Origin of the sequence: Streptomyces sp. Ag82_O1-12 (genome assembly GCF_900182715.1) — a bacterium.
Lineage (GTDB): Bacteria > Actinomycetota > Actinomycetes > Streptomycetales > Streptomycetaceae > Streptomyces > Streptomyces massasporeus.
Genome location: NZ_FXUW01000001.1, coordinates 2,381,941 through 2,402,097 on the forward strand (window position 1 = coordinate 2,381,941; position 20,157 = coordinate 2,402,097).

A 20,157-nucleotide genomic window follows, 5' to 3' on the forward strand; every position below is an offset into this window, starting at 1 on the left:
GCGCGAGACGTTTTTCACCTGAGCCCGGTACCGTCGGGCCGTCCCACCCCGTGTCGACGAGTGCAGGGAGCCCCATGACCACCGCCACCACCCGCCACAGCGAGCGACGGATCAGTCCCGTGTTCGTCGGGATCGTCGCCGTGACGGCGGTCACGGGATGGGCGACCTGGACCGGGTTCGCCGAGCAGCCCGGCGTCGCCGTGTTCCTGTTCGTGACGGCGGCGTGGATCGTCTCGCTGTGCCTGCACGAGTACGCGCACGCGCGCACCGCCCTGCACAGCGGCGACATCTCCATCGGCGCGAAGGGCTATCTGACCCTCAACCCGCTGAAGTACACGCACGCCCTGCTCAGCATCGTGCTCCCGGTGATTTTCGTGATCATGGGCGGCATCGGACTGCCCGGCGGTGCCGTGTTCATCGAGCGGAACCGGATCCAGGGCCGCTGGAAGCACAGCCTGATCTCGGCGGCGGGCCCGCTGACGAACGTGCTGTTCGCCGTGGTCTGCACCGCCCCGTTCTGGCTGGGCGCCCTGGACGGCGTGCCGAACGACTTCCGGTTCGCGCTGGCCTTCCTCGCACTGCTCCAGGTGACGGCCGCGCTGCTGAACTTCCTGCCGGTGCCGGGCCTGGACGGCTACGGCGTGATCGAGCCGTGGCTGTCGTACAACATCCGGCGCCAGGTGGAGCCGTTCGCGCCGTTCGGCCTGCTGTTCGTGTTCGCGCTGCTGTGGCTTCCGGCGGTGAACGGCGTCTTCTTCGACGTGATCGACACGATCCTGAAGTCCCTGGGGATCAGCGACTTCGAGACGTACTGCGGTCAAGAGCTGTACCGCTTCTGGCAGGGCTCGAACGAGTTCTGCTCGGCGGCCCCGTGACGGGTCAGCCGGTGGCGGACTTCTGCTGCCTGGCGCGCTTGACGTAGTACCAGCACATGTTGGACGACAGGCCCGCCAGCAGCACCCACACGATCCCCAGGAAGCTGCCCCGCGTGAAGGAGACGACGGCGGCGGCCACGGAGAGGACGCAGACGATCAGGGCGTAGAGGGCAAGGCGGGGCATGGCGGTCGGCTCCTGTCGGGGGGACACTTTCTGGCGCGGCTGGTACCGCTGCTGCCGTCCAGTGTCCCCCACGGACCTCACCGGCTCACACGTCGGTGACGCGGAGCCCGGCGTGCGCCTTGTAGCGGCGGTTCACGGAGATCAGGTTCGCCACCAGCGACTCCACCTGGTGGGCGTTGCGCAGCCGTCCGGCGAAGATGCCGCGCATGCCCGGGATGCGCCCGGCCAGGGCCTGGACGATCTCCACGTCCGCGCGGACCTCTCCGAGCACCATCACGTCGGTGTCGATCTCGTCGATCTCCGGGTCCTGGAGCAGCACGGCCGACAGGTGGTGGAAGGCGGCGGTGACCCGGGAGTCCGGGAGCAGGGCGGCGGCCTGCTCGGCGGCGCTGCCCTCCTCCGGCTTGAGGGCGTAGGCGCCCTTCTTGTCGAAGCCGAGCGGGTTGACGCAGTCGACGACGAGCTTGCCGGCCAGTTCCTCGCGCAGGGACTCGAGGGTCTTGCCGTGGCCGTCCCACGGCACGGCGACGATGACGATGTCGCTGCGGCGCGCGGTCTCGGCGTTGTCGGCGCCCTCGACTCCGTGGCCGAGTTCCTCCGCCGCGGCCTGAGCGCGGTCGGCCGCCCGCGAGCCGATGATCACCTTCTGGCCGGCCTTGGCGAGCCGGTAGGCCAGGCCCTTGCCCTGGGGCCCGGTTCCGCCGAGCACCCCGACCACGAGTCCGGAGACGTCGGGCAGGTCCCAGGGGTCCTTGGCGGGCGCCTTCTGGGCGTTGTCGGTGGCAGCACTGTCGGTAGAGGTCATGGCCCCGACTCTACGACCGCGCCGCCGGCCCGGACGGCTCAGGTCAGTTCCGTCACGGGCACCCGCCGGAAGGTGATCGTCTCGTAGGCGCCGAAGTCGCCGGTCTCGTACAGCAGACCCACGGTGTCCGTGTCGATCCGGACGAGATCCGAGTACGCGGCGGGCAGGCCGTCCACCGTGTACACCGGGCGCCAGGTGGTGCCGCCGTCGGTGGAGGCGCGGATCGTCATCAGGGCGCGGAAGCCCGGGTCGGCGGGGCCGGAGTACAGGAGCAGGTCGGGGTCGCGGAGCTGGAGGACGGCGGCCTCGCAGACCGGCGCGGTGAGACCGGCCTGCGGGCGGAAGGGCTTCACCAGGGTCTGTCCGCCGTCGGCCGAGTGGGCGTCGGCGCGGGTGCCGGGCGAGGGGGAGTCGTTGCGGGTGTTGAAGTAGACGAGGCCGTCGGGGAGTTCGGCGGCGGTGGTCTCGTTGGCGTTGATGTAGCCGTCGGTGTTGTCGTCGACGTAGCCGATCCGCCAGGTCGCGCCCGCGTCGTCGCTGAGCAGGCAGTGGCCGCCGTTGTAGCGGCCCTCGGTGCCGTTGTCGGTGCCGGTGGGCGGCAGGGAGTGGTTGGCGGGGACGACGATCCTGCCGGTGGTGAGCTGGATCGCGTGGCCGGGGGTGGTGGCGTACCAGCGCCATTCGGGCCGCTTGGTGTCCCGGGTGATCTCCTTCGGGGCCGACCAGGTGCGGCCGTCGTCGTCGCTGTGCCGCACCCAGACGCGGCGTCCGTCCGCCGCGCTCACCGTGCCGCGCCGGATGGCGTCCTCGGTGGCGAGGGCGGCGTTGCGCACGTGTACGAGGAGGACGCGGCCGGTGTCGAGGACGACCGGGGCAGGGTTGCCGGCGAGGGCGTCGCCGTTGCGCGCGGCGACCTGGAGCGGGCCCCAGGTGCGGCCGCCGTCGGTGGAGCGTTTGAGGACGACGTCGATGTTCCCGAAGTCGTCCCGGGAGCCGACCCGGCCCTCACAGAAGGCGAGCAGGTCGCCGGTGCGGGTGGCGACGACGGCGGGGATACGGAAACTGGCGTACCCCTCCTGCCCGGCGCGGAAGGGGACGCTGGCCTCGGTCATCGGCGGGCTCCTCCGGTCGTTCGACAGCGGTACGGATGACCGGTCGGCCTACCCAGCCCGGGCGAATGCGGGGTGAATTCCACGTCACGTATGACCGCTTGGGGCAGGATGCGGCCCCATGGATGCGGTACGGGTCGCGCTGCTGCGGGAAGTGCTCGCCGGGACGGAGTGGCTGGGGGCCACTCGGCGGTTCGCCGGGGCGCTGCGCGGCTCGGTGGTGTCGCACGGGGGCGGGCTGCTGCTCGTCGGCACGCCGGAGTACGAGCCGTGGCACCTCGCCGCGCACCTGGTGGACGAGGCGGCCTGGTCGGGCACGCCGGAGCTGGCCCCGACGCTGGTACGGCATGACGCGCGCCCCTCGGATCCGACGCACCTGGCGGTCGGTCTGGGGCGGCTGGAGGCGGCCCGGCGGGGCGAGACGCTGCTGGTGGTCGCGCCCGACGGTCCCGCCGCACCACTTCTGGAACGGGTGTCCGACGCCCGCCGCGCCGGAGCGACGGTCCTGGTCCTCGGCCCCGGCCGGGGCGAGCTCCTGTCCCTGGCGCACGAGGCCCTGGCCGTCCCGGACGGTTCGGAACTGGACCTCGACACGGTGCAGCACCTGGTCAGTGCGGCGGCCGGGGAGAACGCCCTGCCGGCCCCGCGGGGGCGGCGCCGCCTGCGGGACCGGGTGGCGTGGCTGGCGGAGCACCTGACGGCCCCGCCGCCGGCCCGCTGGTGACGTCCGGGCGGGCCGCTGCCGATGGCGTGGCCCCGGACATGTGAACGCCCGGGGCCGTGGCCCCGGGCGTCGGCGGGATCAGCTCTCGTCGTCCCGGCTGCCCGCCGGGGCGTCGTGCCACTTGGGGTCGTTCTCCCACTGGAGGTTGCGCTCGCGGGCGGTCGCCATCGCGTGTTCGGCCTCCGTGCGGGAGGCGTACGGCCCGAACCGGTCCTTGTTGGGGCACTCCGGCCCCTCCTCGACCTTCTTGTGCTCCAGGCAGTAGTACCACTCACCCGGCTTGCCGACCGTGCGCTTCTTGAACAGGGCCATGACCAGCTCCTCTCGCCATCGACATGTTCCCCCATCGCCGCTGGTTAGACTCGCTGGCATGTCTGGCCAGTCGCTGCTTGTACCGGGGGAGCTGTCCCCCGCCCGTTCCGTGCCCGGAAACATCCGCCGCCCCGAGTACGTCGGCAAACCCGCGCCGACGCCGTACACCGGACCGGAGGTGCAGACGCCCGAGACCGTGGAGGCGATGCGCGTGGCCGGCCGGATCGCGGCCCGGGCGATGGCGGAGGCCGCGAAGCTGATCTCCCCCGGGGTGACCACGGACGAGCTGGACAGGGTCGCGCACGAGTACATGTGCGACCACGGCGCCTATCCCTCGACGCTGGGCTACCGCGGCTTCCCGAAGTCGCTGTGCACGAGCGTCAACGAGGTCATCTGCCACGGCATCCCGGACTCGACGGTCCTGCGCGACGGCGACATCGTCAACCTCGACGTGACGGCGTACATCGGCGGTGTGCACGGCGACAACAACGCCACCTACCTGGTGGGTGACGTCGACGAGGAGTCGCGGCTGCTGGTGGAGCGGACCCGGGAGTCCCTGGAGCGGGCGATCAAGGCGGTCAAGCCGGGCCGGCAGATCAACATCATCGGCCGGGTCATCGAGTCGTACGCCAAGCGCTTCGGCTACGGAGTGGTGAGGGACTTCACCGGGCACGGCATCAACTCGTCGTTCCACTCGGGCCTGATCATCCCGCACTACGACAGCCCGCACGCGACGACGGTGATCCAGCCCGGCATGACGTTCACGATCGAGCCGATGCTGACGCTCGGCACGCACGAGTACGACATGTGGGACGACGGCTGGACGGTCGTCACGAAGGACCGGAAGCGGACGGCCCAGTTCGAGCACACGCTGGTGGTGACGGACTCGGGCGCGGAGATCCTCACGCTGCCGTAGCCCCACCGCCCGCACGCCACAGCGCGGCCCGCTCTCCCCCGAGGGCGGGCCGCGTCATTTCCGCACGGAGGTTTCGCACGGAGGTTCCGCACGGAGGTTTTTACCGACAGCCCGTCGGGAAAAGTGTGCGCATGGAATCCTTCTCGACGCTCCTTCGGACCGCTTCTCGTGAGCAACACGAGGAGGTCAGGGGCTCGACCTTCATCGGTGACCTGCTGGGGCACAAGCTGGGGGTCGAGGCGTTCGCGCGCTACACGGAGCAGCTGTGGTTCGTGTACGGCGCGCTGGAGTCCGGCGCCCGGCAGCTGGCCGCGGACCCGGTGGCCGGTCCCTTCGTCCGTCCGGAGCTGTTCCGCCTGACGGCGCTGGAGCGGGACCTGGAGCATCTGCGCGGCCCCGGCTGGCAGAGGACGGCCGGCGCGCTGCCGGCCACCCTGGAGTACGCGGAACGGATCGCGGCGTGCGCCCGCACCTGGCCGGCCGGCTACATCGCCCACCACTACACCCGCTACCTGGGCGACCTCTTCGGCGGGCAGATCATCCGCGACACGGCCGAGAAGACATGGGGCTTTTCGAAGAAGGGCGACGGAGTCCGCTTCTACGTCTTCGAGGAGATCCCCAACCCGGCCGCCTTCAAGCGGGCTTACTGCGAGCTGCTGGACGCGGTGCCCGGTGACGAGCTGGAGCGGCAGCGGATCGTGGCCGAGTGCAAGCGGGCCTACGGGCTGAACAACGCGATGTTCGAGGCGCTGGGCGAGGAGTTCCCCCTGACGGCGTGAACGGGCGGGGCCCCGCTCGCGCGCGGCGAGGGGGCCCCGGTGCCGGCTCGGGAGAGAGCCGGGGCTGTCCTGCTCAGATGTCGAACGGACCGTTGTGGCAGACGGCCCCGCCCCACTCGATCTCGGCGGTCTCGGCCTCGAGCTCACCGAAGTACGGGCTGCACGCCACGTGGTGGTCGTTGCGGTACTCCTGACCGTCGTCGTCGGCGGAGGCCGCGGCCGCACCGGTGGCGGACAGGGCGGCGGTCAGGGCGACGACGGCCAGAGCGGATCGAATGCGCATGAGAGTCCTCTCGCGGTGGTGCTTGGTCACGCCCAGTGGTCCCCGTTCACCACCGCCCACACACGCTGTTCCACCCGTACGGACGCGCTCCGTCCGGGTCAGCGTTCGAGGTGGACCCGTCCGCCGACCTCGGTCCATCCGCCCGGCTGGGGCGCGGTGAGGATCTGGGAGCCCGCGCCCTGGGTGATGTTGAGGGCCCGGCCCAGCCGGTCGGTGAGCAGCAGGGCCGCGGCCCCGGTCGCCTCGTCCTCGTCGATGCCGTCGCCCCGGCCGGGGAAGGCCCGGGCCCGGATCCGCCCGGCGGGCTCGTCCTCCCACGCCCAGGCGTACACCCACTCCCCCGGCGGCGGCACGGCCAGGTCGTCGACCTCGGCGGCGCTGCCGTACCGGCGCAGCGTCCGCGGCGGCACCCACTCCGCCCGCGCCTCGATCCAGCAGAACTCCCCGTCCTGCCGGGCCCCGACCACTCCGGCGGGCGTGACCAGCTCGGGCACGTCGAGCAGCCACGCCGTCCCGACGCAAGGGTGCCCGGCGAAGGGCAGCCGCAGCGTGGGCGTGTAGATGTCGATCACTCCGCGCTCGGGATCGTCGACGAAGACGGTCTCGCTGAACCCGACCTTCGCGGCGAACGTCTGCCGCTCGTCCCGGTCGGGCATCACGGACCCCTCGCGCACGACCCCGAGCTCGTTGCCGTACCCGCCGTTCGGCCCGCAGAAGACGCGGAGCACGTCGTAGTCAGTCACGGGAGGCATTCTCGCCGGTCAAGGAGGTGCGCCGGTGCGGCAGGGGGCGCGATGCGACCTTTGACCTTCCCTTGACCCAATCATGACGGCGATTTTGAGCCACTTAAGCCATTCTTATGTGCTGCCTTAGGTGAGCCTCACCTACCTCTTCTCTGGAGCCCTCATGCGACCCGCTCGTCCAGCTTCCGTCGTCATCGCCGCCGCGGCGGCCCTGGCCGCCGTCACCGGCTGCACCGAGAAGAGCGACGCGAAGGACGGCGACCACGTCATCAACGTGACGGCGACCGACGACAAGTGCCAGGTGTCGAAGAAGGAGTTCCCGGCCGGGCACGTCGAGCTCGCCGTCGAGAACAAGGGCTCCAAGATCACCGAGGTCTACGTCCTCTTCCCCGACGACCGCGTGGTCACCGAGCGGGAGAACATAGGCCCCGGCACCAAGCAGCGGGTCACCGCGGAGGTGAAGGCCGGCGAGTACCAGATCGCCTGCAAGCCGGGCATGAAGGGCGACGGCATCCGCCAGGCCGTCAAGGCCACCGGCGGCAAGGCCGTCCAGCGCGACCCGCGCCTGGACAAGGCCGTCGCCGCCTACCGCGCCTACGCGCAGGCGCAGGCCGACGAGACGCTGCCGAAGGCCGAGGCGTTCGCGAAGGCCGTCAAGGACGGCGACCTCGAAGCGGCCAAGAAGGCCTACGCCCCCTCCCGCATCGGCTGGGAGCGCACCGAGCCGGTCGCCGAGTCCTTCGGCGACATCGACCCCAAGGTGGACGTCCGCGAGGACGGTCTGGAGGACGGCCAGGACCCGGCCACCGACTGGACGGGCTGGCACCGCCTGGAGAAGGCCCTCTGGCAGGACAAGAAGATCGGCACCCGCGAGAAGGACCTCGCCGACCTGCTGATCAAGGACCTGAAGGACTGGCAGAACCGGGTCGGCAAGGCCGAGATCACCCCCACTTCCATGGCCAACGGCGCCAAGGAACTCCTCGACGAGGTCGCCACCGGCAAGGTCACCGGCGAGGAGGAGCGCTACTCGCACACCGACCTGGTCGACTTCAAGGCCAACGTCGAGGGCGCGCAGAAGTCCTACGACCTGCTGAAGCCGGTCGCGAAGGAGAACGACGCGACCCTCGTCACCGAACTCGACGAGCAGTTCGCGGCCCTGGACAAGCTGCTCGACCAGTACCGCCCGAACACCACGTCGTACGACTTCACCTCCTACGACAAGGTCGGCAAGGCCGACCGCAAGGAGCTCTCGGACGCGGTCAACGCCCTGGCAGAGCCGCTGTCGAAGCTCGCCGCGGCCGTGGTGAAGTAGCCATGACGGACACCAACTCCCCCTCCCCCAGCCGCCGTTCCCTGCTCGGCTGGGGCGGCGCCGGCCTGGCGCTCGGCGCGGCCGCGGCCGGCGGAGCGGTCGCGATGGCCCGCACCGAGGACGACGCCGAACCGGCCGGCTCGGCGATCGCCTTCCACGGCCCGCACCAGGCGGGCATCGCCACGCCGGTGCAGGACCGCCTGCACTTCGCCTCGTTCGACGTGACGACCGACGACCGCGAGGCCTTCGTCCAGCTGCTGAAGGACTGGACGGCGGCCGCCCGGCGCATGACGGCCGGACACGCCGTCGGCGAGGGCGCGTTCGGCGGACTGGCCGAGGCGCCGCCGGACGACACCGGCGAGGCGCTCGGCCTGAAGCCCTCCCGGCTGACCCTCACGATCGGCTTCGGCCCGTCCCTGTTCGAGAAGTTCGACCTCGCGGACCGCCGCCCGGAGGCGCTGGTCGACCTGCCGAAGTTCGCCGGCGACAACCTCGACAAGAGCCGCAGCGGCGGCGACCTGTGCATCCAGGCCTGCGCCGACGACCCCCAGGTCGCGGTCCACGCCGTCCGCAACCTGGCCCGCATCGGCTTCGGCAAGGTCGTCATCAAGTGGTCGCAGCTCGGCTTCGGCAAGACCTCCTCCACCACGCCCGAGGCGCAGACACCGCGCAACCTCATGGGCTTCAAGGACGGCACCCGCAACATCGCGGGCACGGAGACGGACCGCCTGAAGAAGTTCGTCTGGGTGGACGAGAAGGACGAACCGGCCTGGATGACGGGCGGCAGCTACCTGGTGGCCCGCCGCATCCGCATGCACATCGAGACCTGGGACCGCACCTCGCTGCAGGAGCAGGAGGACATCTTCGGCCGCGACAAGGGCGAGGGCGCCCCGGTCGGCAAGGCCAAGGAGCGCGACGAGCCGTTCCTGAAGGCGATGAAGCCCGACGCGCACGTCCGGCTCGCGCACCCCGACACCAACCACGGGGCGACGATCCTGCGCCGCGGCTACTCCTTCACCGACGGCACCGACGGCCTCGGCCGCCTGGACGCGGGCCTGTTCTTCCTGGCCTACCAGCGTGACGTGCGCAAGGGCTTCATCCCCATCCAGCGCAGCCTGGCCGCGGACGCGCTCAACGAGTACATCCAGCACGTGGGTTCGGCGCTCTTCGCCGTCCCGCCGGGCGTCCGCGACAAGGACGACTGGTGGGGCCGGACGCTGTTCTCGAAGGAGGCCTGAGCCGGTGTTCTCCAACTACCTGATCGGTCTGCGCGAGGGCCTGGAGGCGAGCCTCGTCGTCTGCATCCTCATCGCCTACCTGGTCAAGACGGACCGCAGGGACGCCCTGAAGCCGATCTGGGCCGGCATAGCCGTCGCGATCGCCCTCGCGTTCGGCTTCGGCTGCGCCCTCGAATTCGGCTCCCAGGAACTGACGTTCCAGGCCCAGGAGGCCCTGGGCGGGTCCCTCTCCATCCTCGCGGTCGGCCTGGTGACATGGATGGTGTTCTGGATGCGCCGCACCGCCCGCCACCTCAAGTCGGAGCTGCACGGCAGGCTCGACGCCGCCCTCGCGATGGGCACCGGCGCACTGGTCGCCACGGCGTTCCTCGCGGTGGGCCGGGAGGGACTGGAGACGGCCCTGTTCGTATGGGCCTCGGTCCACGCGGCGAGCGACGGCACACCGCGCCCCCTGCTGGGCGTCGCCCTGGGCCTCCTCACGGCGGTCCTCCTGGGCTGGCTGTTCTACCGGGGTGCGCTGCGCATCAACCTGGCGAAGTTCTTCACGTGGACCGGCGGCATGCTGGTGGTCGTGGCCGCCGGTGTCCTCGCCTACGGCTTCCACGACCTCCAGGAGGCCGACTTCCTGCCCGGCCTCACCGACAAGGCCTTCGACATCTCCGGCACGATCCCTCCGGACAGCTGGTACGGCACACTCCTCAAGGGCGTCTTCAACTTCCAGCCCGACCCCACGACGCTCCAAGTAGCGGTCTGGCTCCTGTACTTGATCCCGACCCTGGCCCTGTTCCTGGAACCGACCCGCACCACGACACCAACCCCGGTACGCGACAAGGTGTGACACGGCACCGCCCCTAAGCCGAGGCGGGGTGGGTCCGCAGCCCGGCGGTACGGGGTGCCTCCCCCAAGCTCTCGGCTTCGCTCGAGCAGGGGGGACCCCCACGCCCACCCGTGCCGCCCCTAGCGGCACGCATGCCCGCAGCTAAGCGCTCCGGCACCCGCGTACGGCGAGAAGGGGCCGTGTCGGGGGGTGTCCGCCCGCAGCGGTTGGCGCGTCAACGGGGAGTCAGTCGGTACGGGGGCCCATCGCGCCGTTCCGAGGACGGACACCCCCCGGCGCGGCCCCGACCCCCACCCAACGCCAAGGCGCAGGCGCGCACCCCCACCCGGCGTCAGCCGAGGAGAACGCACCCCCACCCCACCCCCACCCCCGCCCAACCGCCGGAGGCACCCGGTAGGGTTCGCCTCCGGAAAGGGGAAGGTGAAGGTACCCGATGAGCAGGGATCGCGACCCTCGAACGCTCCGCAGGCCCGCCCGGAGCGCCCTCATAGCAGCCTCGGCGACCGCTTTGTCGCTGACGGCCAGTGGCTGCGTCGTCGTGCACGGCGAACGGGAGATCCTCCCGTCCACGACCCGCGCCGAAGCCGCCAAGGCCCTCCAGCAGTTCACGACCGCGTACAACGAGGCCGACAAGGCCTACGACGGCACCCTGGACGCCGACCACACCACCGGCGCCCTCGCCGACATCGACGCGGCCCGCCTGAAGGCCGGGAAGGCGAACAACCCGGACGGCAACCCGAACCACACCCCCCTGACCCTGACGGACACGAAGTTCACCATCCCCAAGAAGGCCGGCTGGCCCCGCTGGTTCGTCGTCGACGCGGCCGGCAACAAGGGCGGTACCGCCCGTTGGCTCCTGGTGTTCACCCGCAGCAGCCTGGACGACCCGTTCCAGGTGGCGTACCTGACGCTCGTCGCGCCGGGCAAGGTCCCGCAGTTCAAGAAGGACGCCGACGGCTGGGCCGAGTCCGTCCCGGTCAAGTCGACCGACCTGGCCACCGACCCCGGCGACCTGAGCAGCACGTACGCGACGTACCTGAAGAGCGGCGGCGAGACCTTCACGGACGGCGCCCACACCAGCCAGTGGCGTGCCCTGCGCGAGAAGAACGGCAAGAAGCCGGGCATGGTCACCCAGTACATCGACGAGCCGCTGACGAACGGCGACTACGCACCGCTGGCGCTGCGCACGACCGACGGCGGGGCGCTGGTGTTCTTCACCACGCGCCACTACGAGAAGCAGACCGCCTACGCGGGTACGTCCGTGCCCACCCCGAACAAGGACGTCCTCGCCCTGACGAAGGGCGAGATCAAGCAGTCCCTCACGATGGAGTTCGTCTCCAACGAGGTGGCACTGGACCCCAAGGGCCCGGGCAAGGTGACGATCCTGGGCAGGATCCAGGGCATGACCTCGGCGGAAGGCTCGTAGCTCAGGCCCCCACCCAAGCCCTCACGCCCATGCAGGCCTCACGCCCAAGCCCCTCACACCCAAGCCCTCCCGGCCCAGTCGCCGACAGGCACTAGTGCCGCAGCGGCCAGCCCGCCCCCGCGGCATGGTCGGCGTCGCCGCCCTCATCCAGATAGCGCCCGCACACCTCCGTGAGCACCTCCAGCAGGCTCAGCGGATCCGGCAGCGCGTGCTCGGGCCCGCGCACCCACCGCACGGCCTGGCCCTCACCGGGCAGCGTCGCGGGCGGCACGAGGACGTAGGAGCCCCGGCAGTGCCAGCGCAACCCGGGGTGCTCGTCCGCCGTCTCGGGGTGGCAGTCCAGTTCGCACGGCCACCACTCGTCCTCGTCCTCGGGCGTACCGCGGGTGAGCGTGAAGAACAACAGGCGGCCGTCGTCGCTCTCGGCGACCGGCCCGACCTCGATCCCGGCGGCGAGCAGCCGCTCCAACGCGTCGCGACCGGCGTCGAGGGGCACGTCGAGGACGTCGTGCACCATGCCGGTCGCGGTGATGAAGTTGGCCTGCGGCTGGTGGCGGGCCCAGCGCTCGATCTGGGCGTGGTCGGTGGTCGACTGCGTCTGCCAGGCGAAGGACACCGGGTGCCGGGCGGGAGTGGGACAGCCGACCCGGTCGCAGGAGCAGCCGTACCCGGCCGCCGGGTGGGCCGCGGGCGCGAGGGGCAGTCCCGCGTCGGCGGCGGCGAGCAGCAGGGCCTCACGGCCGCCGTCCCCGGCGGTCTCCTTCGGCCGGCGCCCGGCGCGCAGCCACTGGGTGAGTTTGCCCTGCAGGCCGGTCCGGCCGCCGAACTCCGCGCTCATCTATCCCCTCGCCTCGCCGTCGTGCGGAACAGCATGCCTCATCGTCCCATCTTCCCGCGCACCGGGGGCCAGTACCCACATCCGGGACACCGGGGACGCAACGTACACCGGGCGCCCGATGGGAGGAGAAGCGGCGATCCCCGCTCTCGGCACGATCGGGTGTCATTGCCCGCTTTGACATGACATGGCGTCCTACCGTGGTCGCCATGGTCACAAGGATCGCGCTGACGGGTCTGGCCTCCGTGGCTTCCGTGGTCTCGCTGACCCTCACGGGCCCCGGCGGCCGTGCCCCGGCGCCGCTGGAGTGGGGCGCGGGTCCGCTGACCGTGGCGGCCCTGCCGAGGATCACGTACGTCGCGCACCGCGGCGGCGCCCGCGAGGTCCCCGAGAACAGCATGGCGGGGCTGACGACCGCCTACGAGCGCGGGACGGCGCAGGTGCTGGACTTCGACACGCGGCTGCTGCGCGACGGCACGCCGGTGGTGTTCCACGACGAGACCCTGAACCGCACCACCTACCTGGGCGGCGCGGTGGGCGGTCTGGACGCCCGGGAGTGGCAGGGCGTACGACTGCGCCCGAAGGACCGGCTCCCGGGGAGCTGGCGGTCGGAGCGGCCGCCGACGGTCGCCGAGGTGCTGGATCGTTTCGGCGGGCGGATCGTGCTGATGCTGGAGGCGAAGGACCCGCGGAGCCTGGACCGGCTGGCCGAGCTGATCCGGGCCCGCGGCCTGACCCGCTCGGTGTTCGTGAACTCCAACGACCCGGAGGTGGCCCGGCGCGTGCACCGCCTCGGGCTGCTCTCGCAGGTGTGGCGCTCGGCGCAGCAGCTGCGCACGGACCGCCCGGAACGCTGGAGGTCGTTCGTGGACCTGCTGGACGTGGACCACCGGGCGCGCGACGCGGACCTGGTGCGGGCGGTCAACTCGGGTATCGCGCGGGTGTGGGCGCACACCGTGCTGACGGACGCGCAGCGGGACCGGGTGCTGGCGCTGGGCTGCGGCGGCGTGATCACGGACGCGCCGGGGCGCTTGGCCCGGGCCGCTCAGCGCGGGGCGAGGCCGTGAAGGGCGTAGTCGACGAGGGTGTCGGTGTACTCGTGGGAGATCGGGCCGGTGTGCTGGAGCCAGCGCTGGGCGAGCGGGGAGATGAAGAGCTCCAGGGCGATGCGCGGGTCGATCTCGGGCCGCACCTGCCCGACGTCCTGCGCGGCACGCAGCCGGGTGATGTAGAGGTCGAGTGAGGGCTGCATCAGCTTGGCGACGAGCTCGCGCCCGAGCTGCTCGTTGACGACGCCCTCGGCGGCCAGCGCACGGGAGGGCACGTCGAACCTGGGGTCGTTCATCTGGTCGACGGTGGCGCGCAGGACGCCCTTGACGTCGGCGGCGAGGTCGCCGGTGTCCGGGAAGGTGTACGGCGCCGGCCCGGCCTCCTCCATGGACTGCTCGGCCAGGTCGAGGAAGGCCTCCATCAGGACGTCCGCCTTGGAGGACCACCAGCGGTAGATCGTCTGCTTGCCGACACCCGCGCGGGCGGCGATGCCCTCGATGGTGGTCTTCGGGTAGCCCACCTCGACGACTAGCGCGAGGGCGGCGTCGTAGATGGCGCGGCGGGACTTCTCGCTGCGCCGGGTGGAGTCGGGGGCGGGCTTGCCGGGGGCGGGCTGGGTGGACTTCTGGACGGCCATGGGCCGAATTTATCAGGTTGACAAGACGGAGCGTCTCGCGGACAGTGGAGGCATGCGAACGAGACGAACCGTCTCGTCGCGAGCAGTGGTGACGAGTGGTCACGGAAGGAGCCCGAGATGACCCGAGGCGGAGCCGGAAACATGCTGGGTGTCGGCGGATCGCGCAAGCACCTCGGCCGCAGCGCGCTGCGCGGCGGCGGCCGGGGCGGGCGGATCGGGGGCGGTCTCGACCCGCAGGCCCAGAAGCGCGAACTGCTGCGCAAGCTCCAGGAGAAACGACAGCAGCGGGAAGCGCAGGAGGGGGGCACTGCCGGCGAGGCGTCATGAGCCTCCCCCGCGGGAGGGAGAGCGGACCCCCGTGCGCGGGATCCTCCCGGGCAGTCCGGCGGATGTACTGAGGCGGTCGCGGCAAGCGACCGGCGGACACCCGCCCCACGGACACCCGGGAGGACTCGGCTCATGACCGCATGGACCAGACGACGGCTGCTCACCTCGGCGGCCACGGCCGTCTCGGCGGCGGGTCTCGCCACCGCGGCGGCCCGACCCGCGCGGGCGGCGGCCGCACCGGCCCGTCCCGAGGACACCGATGTGGCCGACGCCCTACGGGCCCTGCCCGGACTGCGCCTGATCGAGGAGCGGCACGACGCCGAACCGGGTTACCGGCACTTCGTCCTGGGCCTGCGCCAGCCGGTCGACCACACGAACCCGGACGCCGGCACCTTCGAGCAGCGCCTCACCCTGCTCCACACCGCCGCCGACCGCCCCACCGTGCTGCTCAGCACGGGCTACGAGGCGGTCCTCACGCCACGGCGGAGCGAACCGACCGTCCTGCTCGGAGCCAACCAACTCCAGGTCGAACACCGCTACTTCGGCCCCTCACGCCCCGCGGGCCCCGGCTACACGTACCTCACCGTCCGCCAGGCCGCCGACGACCACCACCGCGTCGTCCGCCTCTTCCGCCGGCTCTACCCCGGCGCGTGGATCTCCACCGGCGGCAGCAAGGGCGGGATGACGAGCGTCTACCACCGCCGTTTCCATCCCCATGACGTGACCGGCACGGTGGCCTACTCGGCCCCGAACAACGTCGACGACCGCGACGACTCCGCCTATCTCCGGTTCCTGGAGACGGTCGGCACCCCCGCCGCCCGGGAGGCCCTCAAGGCGGCCCAGCGGGCGATCCTGCTGCGCCGGGCCGGCATGGTCGCCCGCTACGAGGCCTGGGCAACCGCCAACGGCGACACCTTCCGGCTCGTCGGCAGCGCCGACAAGGCATTCGAAATCGCCGTCCTGCGTGTGCCGTTCATGTTCTGGCAGCGCGGCACACCGGCCGACATCGCCGCGATCCCCGGCCCCGGGGCGACGGACGGCGAGCTGTACACCTGGCTGGACCACACGGCGGGCCTGGAGCTGTACGCCGACACGACCGCCCGGCACTACATCCCGTACTGGTATCAGATCGGCACCCAGCTGGGGTACGGCGGCTTCCCCACGGCCCACCTCGCGGACCTGCTCCGCCACCCCGGTGCCGCCGAGCCGCGCAGTTTCGTCCCCCGGGACGTCCCCCTGCGCTTCGATCGGGCCGCCATGCCCGACATCGACCGCTGGGTCCGCCGCCGCGGCAGCCGGCTGCTGTTCGTCAACGGCACCCAGGACCCTTCCGTCGCCGAACACTTCCGCCCCGGGGGCCCGGACTCACGGGTGCTGTGGGCGCCGGGCGGGAACCACGGTGTCGGCTTCGCGGACCTGTCCCCCGCCGACCGGACGGCGGCGGAGGACACGCTGGTCCGCTGGGCGGGTCAGGAGTACTTCACGCACACGTTGGGCACGTAGCCCACGGTGCCGCGGTAGTTGACCTTGCGCCAGTAGTGGTAACTGTCGATCCCGCAGGTGTTCTTGTACGAACCACCGTCGACACCCTTGATGTCGCAGCCCTTGGTGCCCTTGTACCAAAGGCGCAGACTGGTGGACTTGGTGGTGGCCGACTTGCGGACGTGAACGGTCGACAGGGCCGTGAGGCTCTTGCAGCTCGCCGTCGCCGCGACGGTGGCCATGTCGTCGCTCTCGACCGTCGCCGTGCCGGAGGCGCTCGGCACGAACCCGGCCAAGGCCAGGGCCGCCGCCGCCAGCGGGGCGATCAGCAACTTCTTCAAAGGTTCCTCCCGTTTGTGGTACGTCATGCTCACGCCCGAAGGCGCGAGCTGATCTTATGCGTACCTGACAGGAGCTCAGGAAGGGGGCCAGGGGTCTCCCCAGTCGGCGTCCCGGGCGGCCTTGTACAGGTCGCCGTGGCGCTTGGTGACGGTGGCGCGACGGAGGGACGGTTCGCTCTCGCACAGGTCGAGGAGGACCTGGCCCTTGCGGATCTGGGGGCGCCGGACGACCCGGGAGGGGGCGGGTTCGACGGGGAAGCGGGCGGCGGCGACGTAGGCGAACTTCTCGTCCTCGTAGGCGAGGGAGCCGCCCTTGACCTGGCGGTGCAGGGAGGAGCGGCTGACCCGGGCGGAGAAGTGGCACCAGTCCGTGCCGGGGACGATGGGGCAGGCGGCGCTGTGCGGGCAGGGGGCGGCGATCCGGAAGCCGGCGGTGATCAGCAGGTCGCGGGCCTCGATGAGGCGGGCGTAGCCGTCGGGGGTGCCGGGTTCGACGATCACGACGGCCTGGGCGGCGGCCGCGGCGGCGTCGACGAGGGCGGTGCGGTCGGCGGCGGTCAGCTCGTTGAGGACGTAGGAGACGGTGACGAGATCCGTGCTCTCGAGAGTGAGCGCCGCCCCGATCCGGGAGCGCTGCCAGCGGACGTCCCTCAGCTCCGGGTTGGCCTCGGCGATCTCGCGCCCCAGGACGAGCGCGGGCTCGGCCCAGTCGAGCACGGTGGTGGGCCGCTGACCGCCCCAGACCGCGCTCACGGCCCAGGCCGCGGCGCCCGTGCCCCCGCCGAGGTCGGTGTGCCCGCCGGGCACCCACTCGGGAGCGGCGTCCGCGAACGCCTCCAGCGCGGAACGCACGGCCTCGAAGGTCGCGGGCATCCGGTAGGCGGCGTAGGCGGCGACGTCGGCCCGGTCCCGGAGGATGGGGGCGTCGGTCGGGGTGGCCCCCCGGTAGCTGGCGATCAGCCGCTCGACCGCCTGAGAGGCCTGCCGGGGCGGCAGCCCGTCGAGCAGACCGGCGAGGGCGGCGCGGAGGTTTTCGGCCGGGGGCGCGGGGGCGTTCACCCGGCGATTCTACGAGGCACACCGGGACGGCGGGGGCGGCGCTCCCAGCAGCCGCCTCACCCCACCCAGGAAGGGCCGCCCGCACCAGCCGCTGGGCTTCGCCCCAGCCCGAGCCCCGGCGCAAGTCCCACCCGCCCACAGCGCCGGAGACCTCGGACTCACCTCCCGCCGATGGCCCGGCGGGAGCGGCTCACCCCAGGCGGGAGCCCACCCCCGCCACGCCGAAGCCCGGGCACGACCTCACCGCACCGCCCGGACAGGCACCTCGAAAGCCCGCGGCAGCGTCACCGCACCGCCCCGACAGGCACCTCGAAAGCCCGCGGCAGCGTCACCGCACCGCCCGCGCCACCCGTGACGCCGCTGCCGCTCGCGGCGCGCTGTCGGGGCGGCGGCGGCGTGGGTGGACCGCGTTGGTGAGGAGGACGAGGAACGTGTCCGTGGCCGGGTCGAGGACGAGGGACGTGCCCGTGAACCCGGTGTGGCCCGCCGCGCCGCGGCCCGCCAGGTCGCCCATGAACCACGGCTGGTCGAGCGAGAAGCCGAGGCCCGGCGGGGTGAAGAGGAGCTCGACGAAGTCGGGGCCGAGGATGCGGGCGGGGCCGTGGGAGCCGCCGGCGAGGAGGGTGCGGCAGAACACCGCGAGGTCCCGGCCGGTGGAGAACAGGCCCGCGTGCCCGGCCACTCCCCCGAGGGCCCAGGCGTTCTCGTCGTGGACCTCGCCCCGCAGCATCCCCCGGTCCGCCTTGGCCCACGGCCGGCGCTGGTCCTCCGTCGCCGCGGCGCCCGGGCACGGCCCGAAGTCCGTCGCCGTCATGCCCAGCGGCCGGGTGATGCCGTCGCGGACGAGGACGTCGAGCGTGCGCCCGGAGACGCGCTCCAGGACATGCTGGAGGAGCAGCATGTTCAGGTCGGAGTAGCAGTACGTGCCCGGCACCCCGACCGGCGGCTCCGCCTGGAGCGCCGCCAGTCGTGCCGCGTCGTCGGCGCAGTCGTACAGCGGGAGTTCGGGCCGCAGCCCGGAGGTGTGGGTGAGCAGCTGCCGTACGGTGATGCCGTGCCGGGCGGCAGCCGTGAAGTCGGGCAGGTACGCCCCGACCTTCGCGTCGATGCCGAGCGTGCCGCGCTCGATCTGCTGCACGGCGGCCACGGACGTGAACAGTTTCGTGAGGGACGCCAGGTCGAAGGGTGTGTCGACGGTCATCGGCACCCGGTCCTCGGGGGGCAGCTCCACCCCGGCGTCGGCGTCGGGGTCGTAGGCCGCGTAGCGCACGGCCCAGCCCGCCGCCTCCTCGACGGCGATCACCGGGCCGCGTCCGACGACCAGGACGGCGCCGGGCGCCCAGGGGCGCTGCCCGGTGGTGAGGACGTGGACCTCCCGGACGAGGTGACGCAGCTCCGCTGGGTCGAGTCCGGCCCGCTCCGGCGTGCCGTCGCGCAGTCTGGGTGCGCTCAGCTGACTGCTCCCTCCACGCTCGCGCGGCCGCTCTCCTGCTTCCAGGGTCGGCACATTCCCATGAAGCAGGCCAGTGCCACCAGTGCGGCGGCCAGTTGGACGACGGCCATCGGGAGGGCGGTGTCCTCACCGGCGACGCCGACGAGCGGGGAGGCGATCGCGCCGATGAGGAAGGAGGTGGTGCCGAGCAGGGCCGATGCGGAGCCCGCGGCGTGCTTGGTGCGCATCAGGGCGAGGGCCTGGGTGTTGGGCAGGGTGATGCCCATCGCGGACATCAGCACGAACAGCGCGGCGGCGACGGGCACCAGACCGACCTCGCCGAAGGCGCCGAGGGACATCAGCAGCAGGGCGGTCGCGGCGGTGATGACGATCGCGAGGCCGATGCCCAGGACCCGGTCGAGGCTGACCCGGCCGACGAGGATCTTGCCGTTGATCTGGCCGACGACGACCAGCCCGACGGAGTTGACGCCGAACAGCAGGCTGAACGTCTGCGGGGAGGCGCCGTAGATCTCCTGGATGACGAAGGGAGAGGCCGAGATGTAGGCGAACAGGGCGGCGAAGGCGAAGCCGCCGGTGAGCATGTAGCCGGTGAAGGAGCGGTCGGCGAGCAGGCCGCGCATCGAGCGCAGGGCCTCGCCTACGCCGCCGCTGTGCCGCTCGGCGGGCGCCAGGGTCTCGGGCAGCCGCGTCCAGACCAGGGCGCCGATCAGTACGCCGATGACGGTGAGGACGGCGAACACGCCCCGCCAGTCCGTGACGCGCAGGATCTGCCCGCCGATCAGCGGCGCCACGATCGGGGCGACCCCGGAGATCAGCATGAGGGTGGAGAAGAAGCGGGCCATGGCCATGCCGTCGTAGAGGTCGCGGACGACGGCCCGGGCGATGACGATGGCGGCGGCGCCCGCGAGGCCCTGGGCCAGCCGGAAGGCCACCAGCAGCTCGACGGTGGGGGCGAACGCGCACAGCACGGTCGCGACGACGAAGACGGCGAGCCCGGCGAGCAGCGGGCGGCGGCGCCCCCACCGGTCGCTCATCGGCCCGACCACGAGCTGCCCGAGCGCCATGCCGGCCAGGCAGGCGGTCAGCGTGAGCTGGACGGTCGCGGCCGGCGCGTGCAGGGAGCGGGTGACCTCCGGCAGGGACGGGAGGTACATGTCCATCGCCAGCGGAGGCACGGCGGTCAGGCTTCCGAGGAGGAAGGTGACCAGGAGCCCGGTGCGGCGCTGCGATGTGCGGTCGGGCCGCTCCGTCCCGGCTGCGGCCTCCTGCGCGGTGTTCGATGCCTCCTGCGCGGTCTTCGATATGGACGCCCCACCTTCGGGCATGAGTCCCTCCCTCTGACAGTCGATCGCCACCTATGCTCTCAGCTCGTACGGAATGCTCGTACGACTGCATGTACGACTGCTTGTACGACTGATCGTGCGAGGGC

Annotated in this window: 23 protein-coding genes; 11 read left to right on the forward strand and 12 right to left on the reverse strand. The window is 71.9% G+C overall.

Features of this window, described 5'->3' with window-relative positions:
* The first annotated feature begins 74 nt into the window (after window positions 1-74).
* Complete coding sequence (locus tag QOL88_RS10975; RefSeq protein ID WP_097216262.1) at window positions 75-875, forward strand: site-2 protease family protein; 801 nt, start codon at window positions 75-77, stop codon at window positions 873-875.
* 4 nt (window positions 876-879) lie between these two features.
* On the opposite strand, the gene QOL88_RS10980 is transcribed toward QOL88_RS10975, so the two are convergent.
* The 3 genes from QOL88_RS10980 to QOL88_RS10990 are packed head-to-tail and all read right to left on the reverse strand — an operon-like array spanning window position 880 to window position 2,976.
* Window positions 880-1,131, reverse strand: coding sequence for a hypothetical protein (locus QOL88_RS10980; protein WP_373559275.1), 252 nt, complete (start codon window positions 1,129-1,131; stop codon window positions 880-882).
* A 13-nt stretch (window positions 1,132-1,144) separates the two neighbouring features.
* Window positions 1,145-1,864, reverse strand: coding sequence for an NADPH-dependent F420 reductase (npdG, locus tag QOL88_RS10985; protein WP_020269687.1), 720 nt, complete (start codon window positions 1,862-1,864; stop codon window positions 1,145-1,147).
* Between the two features lie 38 nt (window positions 1,865-1,902).
* Window positions 1,903-2,976: a sialidase family protein gene (locus QOL88_RS10990; RefSeq protein ID WP_097216264.1), complete on the reverse strand. Its 1,074-nt coding sequence runs from the start codon at window positions 2,974-2,976 to the stop codon at window positions 1,903-1,905.
* 118 nt (window positions 2,977-3,094) lie between these two features.
* Between QOL88_RS10990 and QOL88_RS10995 the strand changes: the two genes are divergently transcribed.
* A complete protein-coding gene (locus QOL88_RS10995; protein WP_097216265.1) occupies window positions 3,095-3,697 on the forward strand; it encodes a hypothetical protein in 603 nt (200 codons plus the stop codon).
* Between the two features lie 78 nt (window positions 3,698-3,775).
* On the opposite strand, the gene QOL88_RS11000 is transcribed toward QOL88_RS10995, so the two are convergent.
* Window positions 3,776-4,009 (reverse strand): hypothetical protein, encoded by a 234-nt coding sequence (locus QOL88_RS11000; RefSeq protein WP_031105401.1) that lies wholly within the window; start codon window positions 4,007-4,009, stop codon window positions 3,776-3,778.
* A gap of 58 nt (window positions 4,010-4,067) precedes the next feature.
* Between QOL88_RS11000 and map the strand changes: the two genes are divergently transcribed.
* A complete protein-coding gene (gene map / locus QOL88_RS11005; protein ID WP_030837280.1) occupies window positions 4,068-4,925 on the forward strand; it encodes a type I methionyl aminopeptidase in 858 nt (285 codons plus the stop codon).
* A 131-nt stretch (window positions 4,926-5,056) separates the two neighbouring features.
* On the forward strand, window positions 5,057-5,704 hold the full coding sequence (locus QOL88_RS11010; protein ID WP_097216266.1) for a biliverdin-producing heme oxygenase: 648 nt from the start codon (window positions 5,057-5,059) through the stop codon (window positions 5,702-5,704).
* Between the two features lie 73 nt (window positions 5,705-5,777).
* Here QOL88_RS11010 and QOL88_RS11015 read toward each other — a convergent pair whose 3' ends face one another.
* Both QOL88_RS11015 and QOL88_RS11020 read right to left on the reverse strand, forming a co-directional pair.
* The gene (locus tag QOL88_RS11015) at window positions 5,778-5,987 is read right to left on the reverse strand and encodes a hypothetical protein (RefSeq protein WP_097216267.1); all 210 of its coding nucleotides are present in this window, start codon (window positions 5,985-5,987) and stop codon (window positions 5,778-5,780) included.
* Window positions 5,988-6,085: 98 nt separating this feature from the next.
* Window positions 6,086-6,730, reverse strand: coding sequence for a PhzF family phenazine biosynthesis protein (locus tag QOL88_RS11020; protein ID WP_097222933.1), 645 nt, complete (start codon window positions 6,728-6,730; stop codon window positions 6,086-6,088).
* A 163-nt stretch (window positions 6,731-6,893) separates the two neighbouring features.
* Here QOL88_RS11020 and efeO point away from each other — a divergent pair, with 163 nt between their 5' ends.
* From efeO to QOL88_RS11040, 4 genes are all read left to right on the forward strand, one after another.
* Window positions 6,894-8,042, forward strand: coding sequence for an iron uptake system protein EfeO (gene efeO / locus QOL88_RS11025; protein WP_097216268.1), 1,149 nt, complete (start codon window positions 6,894-6,896; stop codon window positions 8,040-8,042).
* A 2-nt stretch (window positions 8,043-8,044) separates the two neighbouring features.
* Window positions 8,045-9,280, forward strand: coding sequence for an iron uptake transporter deferrochelatase/peroxidase subunit (gene efeB, locus QOL88_RS11030; RefSeq protein ID WP_097216269.1), 1,236 nt, complete (start codon window positions 8,045-8,047; stop codon window positions 9,278-9,280).
* Window positions 9,281-9,284: 4 nt separating this feature from the next.
* Complete coding sequence (gene efeU, locus QOL88_RS11035; protein WP_097216270.1) at window positions 9,285-10,118, forward strand: iron uptake transporter permease EfeU; 834 nt, start codon at window positions 9,285-9,287, stop codon at window positions 10,116-10,118.
* Between the two features lie 433 nt (window positions 10,119-10,551).
* The gene (locus QOL88_RS11040) at window positions 10,552-11,544 is read left to right on the forward strand and encodes an SCO2278 family lipoprotein (protein ID WP_097216271.1); all 993 of its coding nucleotides are present in this window, start codon (window positions 10,552-10,554) and stop codon (window positions 11,542-11,544) included.
* A 91-nt stretch (window positions 11,545-11,635) separates the two neighbouring features.
* Here the strand turns inward: QOL88_RS11040 and QOL88_RS11045 are convergent, their stop codons facing one another.
* Window positions 11,636-12,382, reverse strand: a complete 747-nt coding sequence (locus QOL88_RS11045) for a bifunctional DNA primase/polymerase (protein WP_097216272.1) — start codon at window positions 12,380-12,382, stop codon at window positions 11,636-11,638.
* A 206-nt stretch (window positions 12,383-12,588) separates the two neighbouring features.
* On the opposite strand from QOL88_RS11045, the gene QOL88_RS11050 reads away from it, so the two are divergent.
* Entirely contained in the window at window positions 12,589-13,446 is an 858-nt protein-coding gene (locus QOL88_RS11050; protein WP_097222934.1) for a glycerophosphodiester phosphodiesterase, read from the forward strand.
* On the opposite strand, the gene QOL88_RS11055 is transcribed toward QOL88_RS11050, so the two are convergent.
* Window positions 13,425-14,066, reverse strand: a complete 642-nt coding sequence (locus QOL88_RS11055; protein ID WP_097216273.1) for a TetR/AcrR family transcriptional regulator — start codon at window positions 14,064-14,066, stop codon at window positions 13,425-13,427. The two genes, QOL88_RS11050 and QOL88_RS11055, sit on opposite strands and share 22 nt — an antisense overlap.
* A 117-nt stretch (window positions 14,067-14,183) precedes the next feature.
* Here QOL88_RS11055 and QOL88_RS11060 point away from each other — a divergent pair, with 117 nt between their 5' ends.
* Both QOL88_RS11060 and QOL88_RS11065 read left to right on the forward strand, forming a co-directional pair.
* Entirely contained in the window at window positions 14,184-14,393 is a 210-nt protein-coding gene (locus tag QOL88_RS11060; protein ID WP_179878832.1) for a DUF6243 family protein, read from the forward strand.
* Between the two features lie 132 nt (window positions 14,394-14,525).
* Window positions 14,526-15,896, forward strand: a complete 1,371-nt coding sequence (locus tag QOL88_RS11065) for a S28 family serine protease (RefSeq protein ID WP_097216274.1) — start codon at window positions 14,526-14,528, stop codon at window positions 15,894-15,896.
* Here QOL88_RS11065 and QOL88_RS11070 read toward each other — a convergent pair.
* The 4 genes from QOL88_RS11070 to QOL88_RS11085 form a co-directional block, all read right to left on the reverse strand.
* The gene (locus tag QOL88_RS11070) at window positions 15,863-16,243 is read right to left on the reverse strand and encodes a hypothetical protein (protein WP_143668848.1); all 381 of its coding nucleotides are present in this window, start codon (window positions 16,241-16,243) and stop codon (window positions 15,863-15,865) included. The two genes, QOL88_RS11065 and QOL88_RS11070, sit on opposite strands and share 34 nt — an antisense overlap.
* Window positions 16,244-16,291: 48 nt before the next feature.
* Window positions 16,292-17,275 (reverse strand): small ribosomal subunit Rsm22 family protein, encoded by a 984-nt coding sequence (locus tag QOL88_RS11075; protein ID WP_097216276.1) that lies wholly within the window; start codon window positions 17,273-17,275, stop codon window positions 16,292-16,294.
* Window positions 17,276-17,603: 328 nt separating this feature from the next.
* Window positions 17,604-18,773: a serine hydrolase domain-containing protein gene (locus QOL88_RS11080; protein ID WP_373559340.1), complete on the reverse strand. Its 1,170-nt coding sequence runs from the start codon at window positions 18,771-18,773 to the stop codon at window positions 17,604-17,606.
* A complete protein-coding gene (locus QOL88_RS11085; protein ID WP_097216278.1) occupies window positions 18,725-20,053 on the reverse strand; it encodes a multidrug effflux MFS transporter in 1,329 nt (442 codons plus the stop codon). The genes QOL88_RS11080 and QOL88_RS11085 overlap by 49 nt, the downstream gene beginning before the upstream one ends.
* Between the last annotated feature and the right edge of the window lie 104 nt (window positions 20,054-20,157).

Bases quoted from the DNA above. Each gene is read 5' to 3' on its own strand.
- QOL88_RS11070 (WP_143668848.1), bottom strand. From the start codon at position 16,243: ATGACGTACCACAAACGGGAGGAACCTTTGAAGAAGTTGCTGATCGCC.
- QOL88_RS10975 (WP_097216262.1), top strand. From the start codon at position 75: ATGACCACCGCCACCACCCGCCACAGCGAGCGACGGATCAGTCCCGTG.
- QOL88_RS11010 (WP_097216266.1), top strand. From the start codon at position 5,057: ATGGAATCCTTCTCGACGCTCCTTCGGACCGCTTCTCGTGAGCAACAC.
- QOL88_RS10990 (WP_097216264.1), bottom strand. From the start codon at position 2,976: ATGACCGAGGCCAGCGTCCCCTTCCGCGCCGGGCAGGAGGGGTACGCC.
- QOL88_RS11055 (WP_097216273.1), bottom strand. From the start codon at position 14,066: ATGGCCGTCCAGAAGTCCACCCAGCCCGCCCCCGGCAAGCCCGCCCCC.
- QOL88_RS11065 (WP_097216274.1), top strand. From the start codon at position 14,526: ATGACCGCATGGACCAGACGACGGCTGCTCACCTCGGCGGCCACGGCC.
- QOL88_RS11045 (WP_097216272.1), bottom strand. From the start codon at position 12,382: ATGAGCGCGGAGTTCGGCGGCCGGACCGGCCTGCAGGGCAAACTCACC.
- efeO (WP_097216268.1), top strand. From the start codon at position 6,894: ATGCGACCCGCTCGTCCAGCTTCCGTCGTCATCGCCGCCGCGGCGGCC.
- QOL88_RS11050 (WP_097222934.1), top strand. From the start codon at position 12,589: ATGGTCACAAGGATCGCGCTGACGGGTCTGGCCTCCGTGGCTTCCGTG.
- QOL88_RS10995 (WP_097216265.1), top strand. From the start codon at position 3,095: ATGGATGCGGTACGGGTCGCGCTGCTGCGGGAAGTGCTCGCCGGGACG.
- efeB (WP_097216269.1), top strand. From the start codon at position 8,045: ATGACGGACACCAACTCCCCCTCCCCCAGCCGCCGTTCCCTGCTCGGC.
- QOL88_RS11040 (WP_097216271.1), top strand. From the start codon at position 10,552: ATGAGCAGGGATCGCGACCCTCGAACGCTCCGCAGGCCCGCCCGGAGC.
- npdG (WP_020269687.1), bottom strand. From the start codon at position 1,864: ATGACCTCTACCGACAGTGCTGCCACCGACAACGCCCAGAAGGCGCCC.
- map (WP_030837280.1), top strand. From the start codon at position 4,068: ATGTCTGGCCAGTCGCTGCTTGTACCGGGGGAGCTGTCCCCCGCCCGT.
- QOL88_RS11085 (WP_097216278.1), bottom strand. From the start codon at position 20,053: ATGCCCGAAGGTGGGGCGTCCATATCGAAGACCGCGCAGGAGGCATCG.
- QOL88_RS11015 (WP_097216267.1), bottom strand. From the start codon at position 5,987: ATGCGCATTCGATCCGCTCTGGCCGTCGTCGCCCTGACCGCCGCCCTG.
- QOL88_RS11060 (WP_179878832.1), top strand. From the start codon at position 14,184: ATGACCCGAGGCGGAGCCGGAAACATGCTGGGTGTCGGCGGATCGCGC.
- QOL88_RS11000 (WP_031105401.1), bottom strand. From the start codon at position 4,009: ATGGCCCTGTTCAAGAAGCGCACGGTCGGCAAGCCGGGTGAGTGGTAC.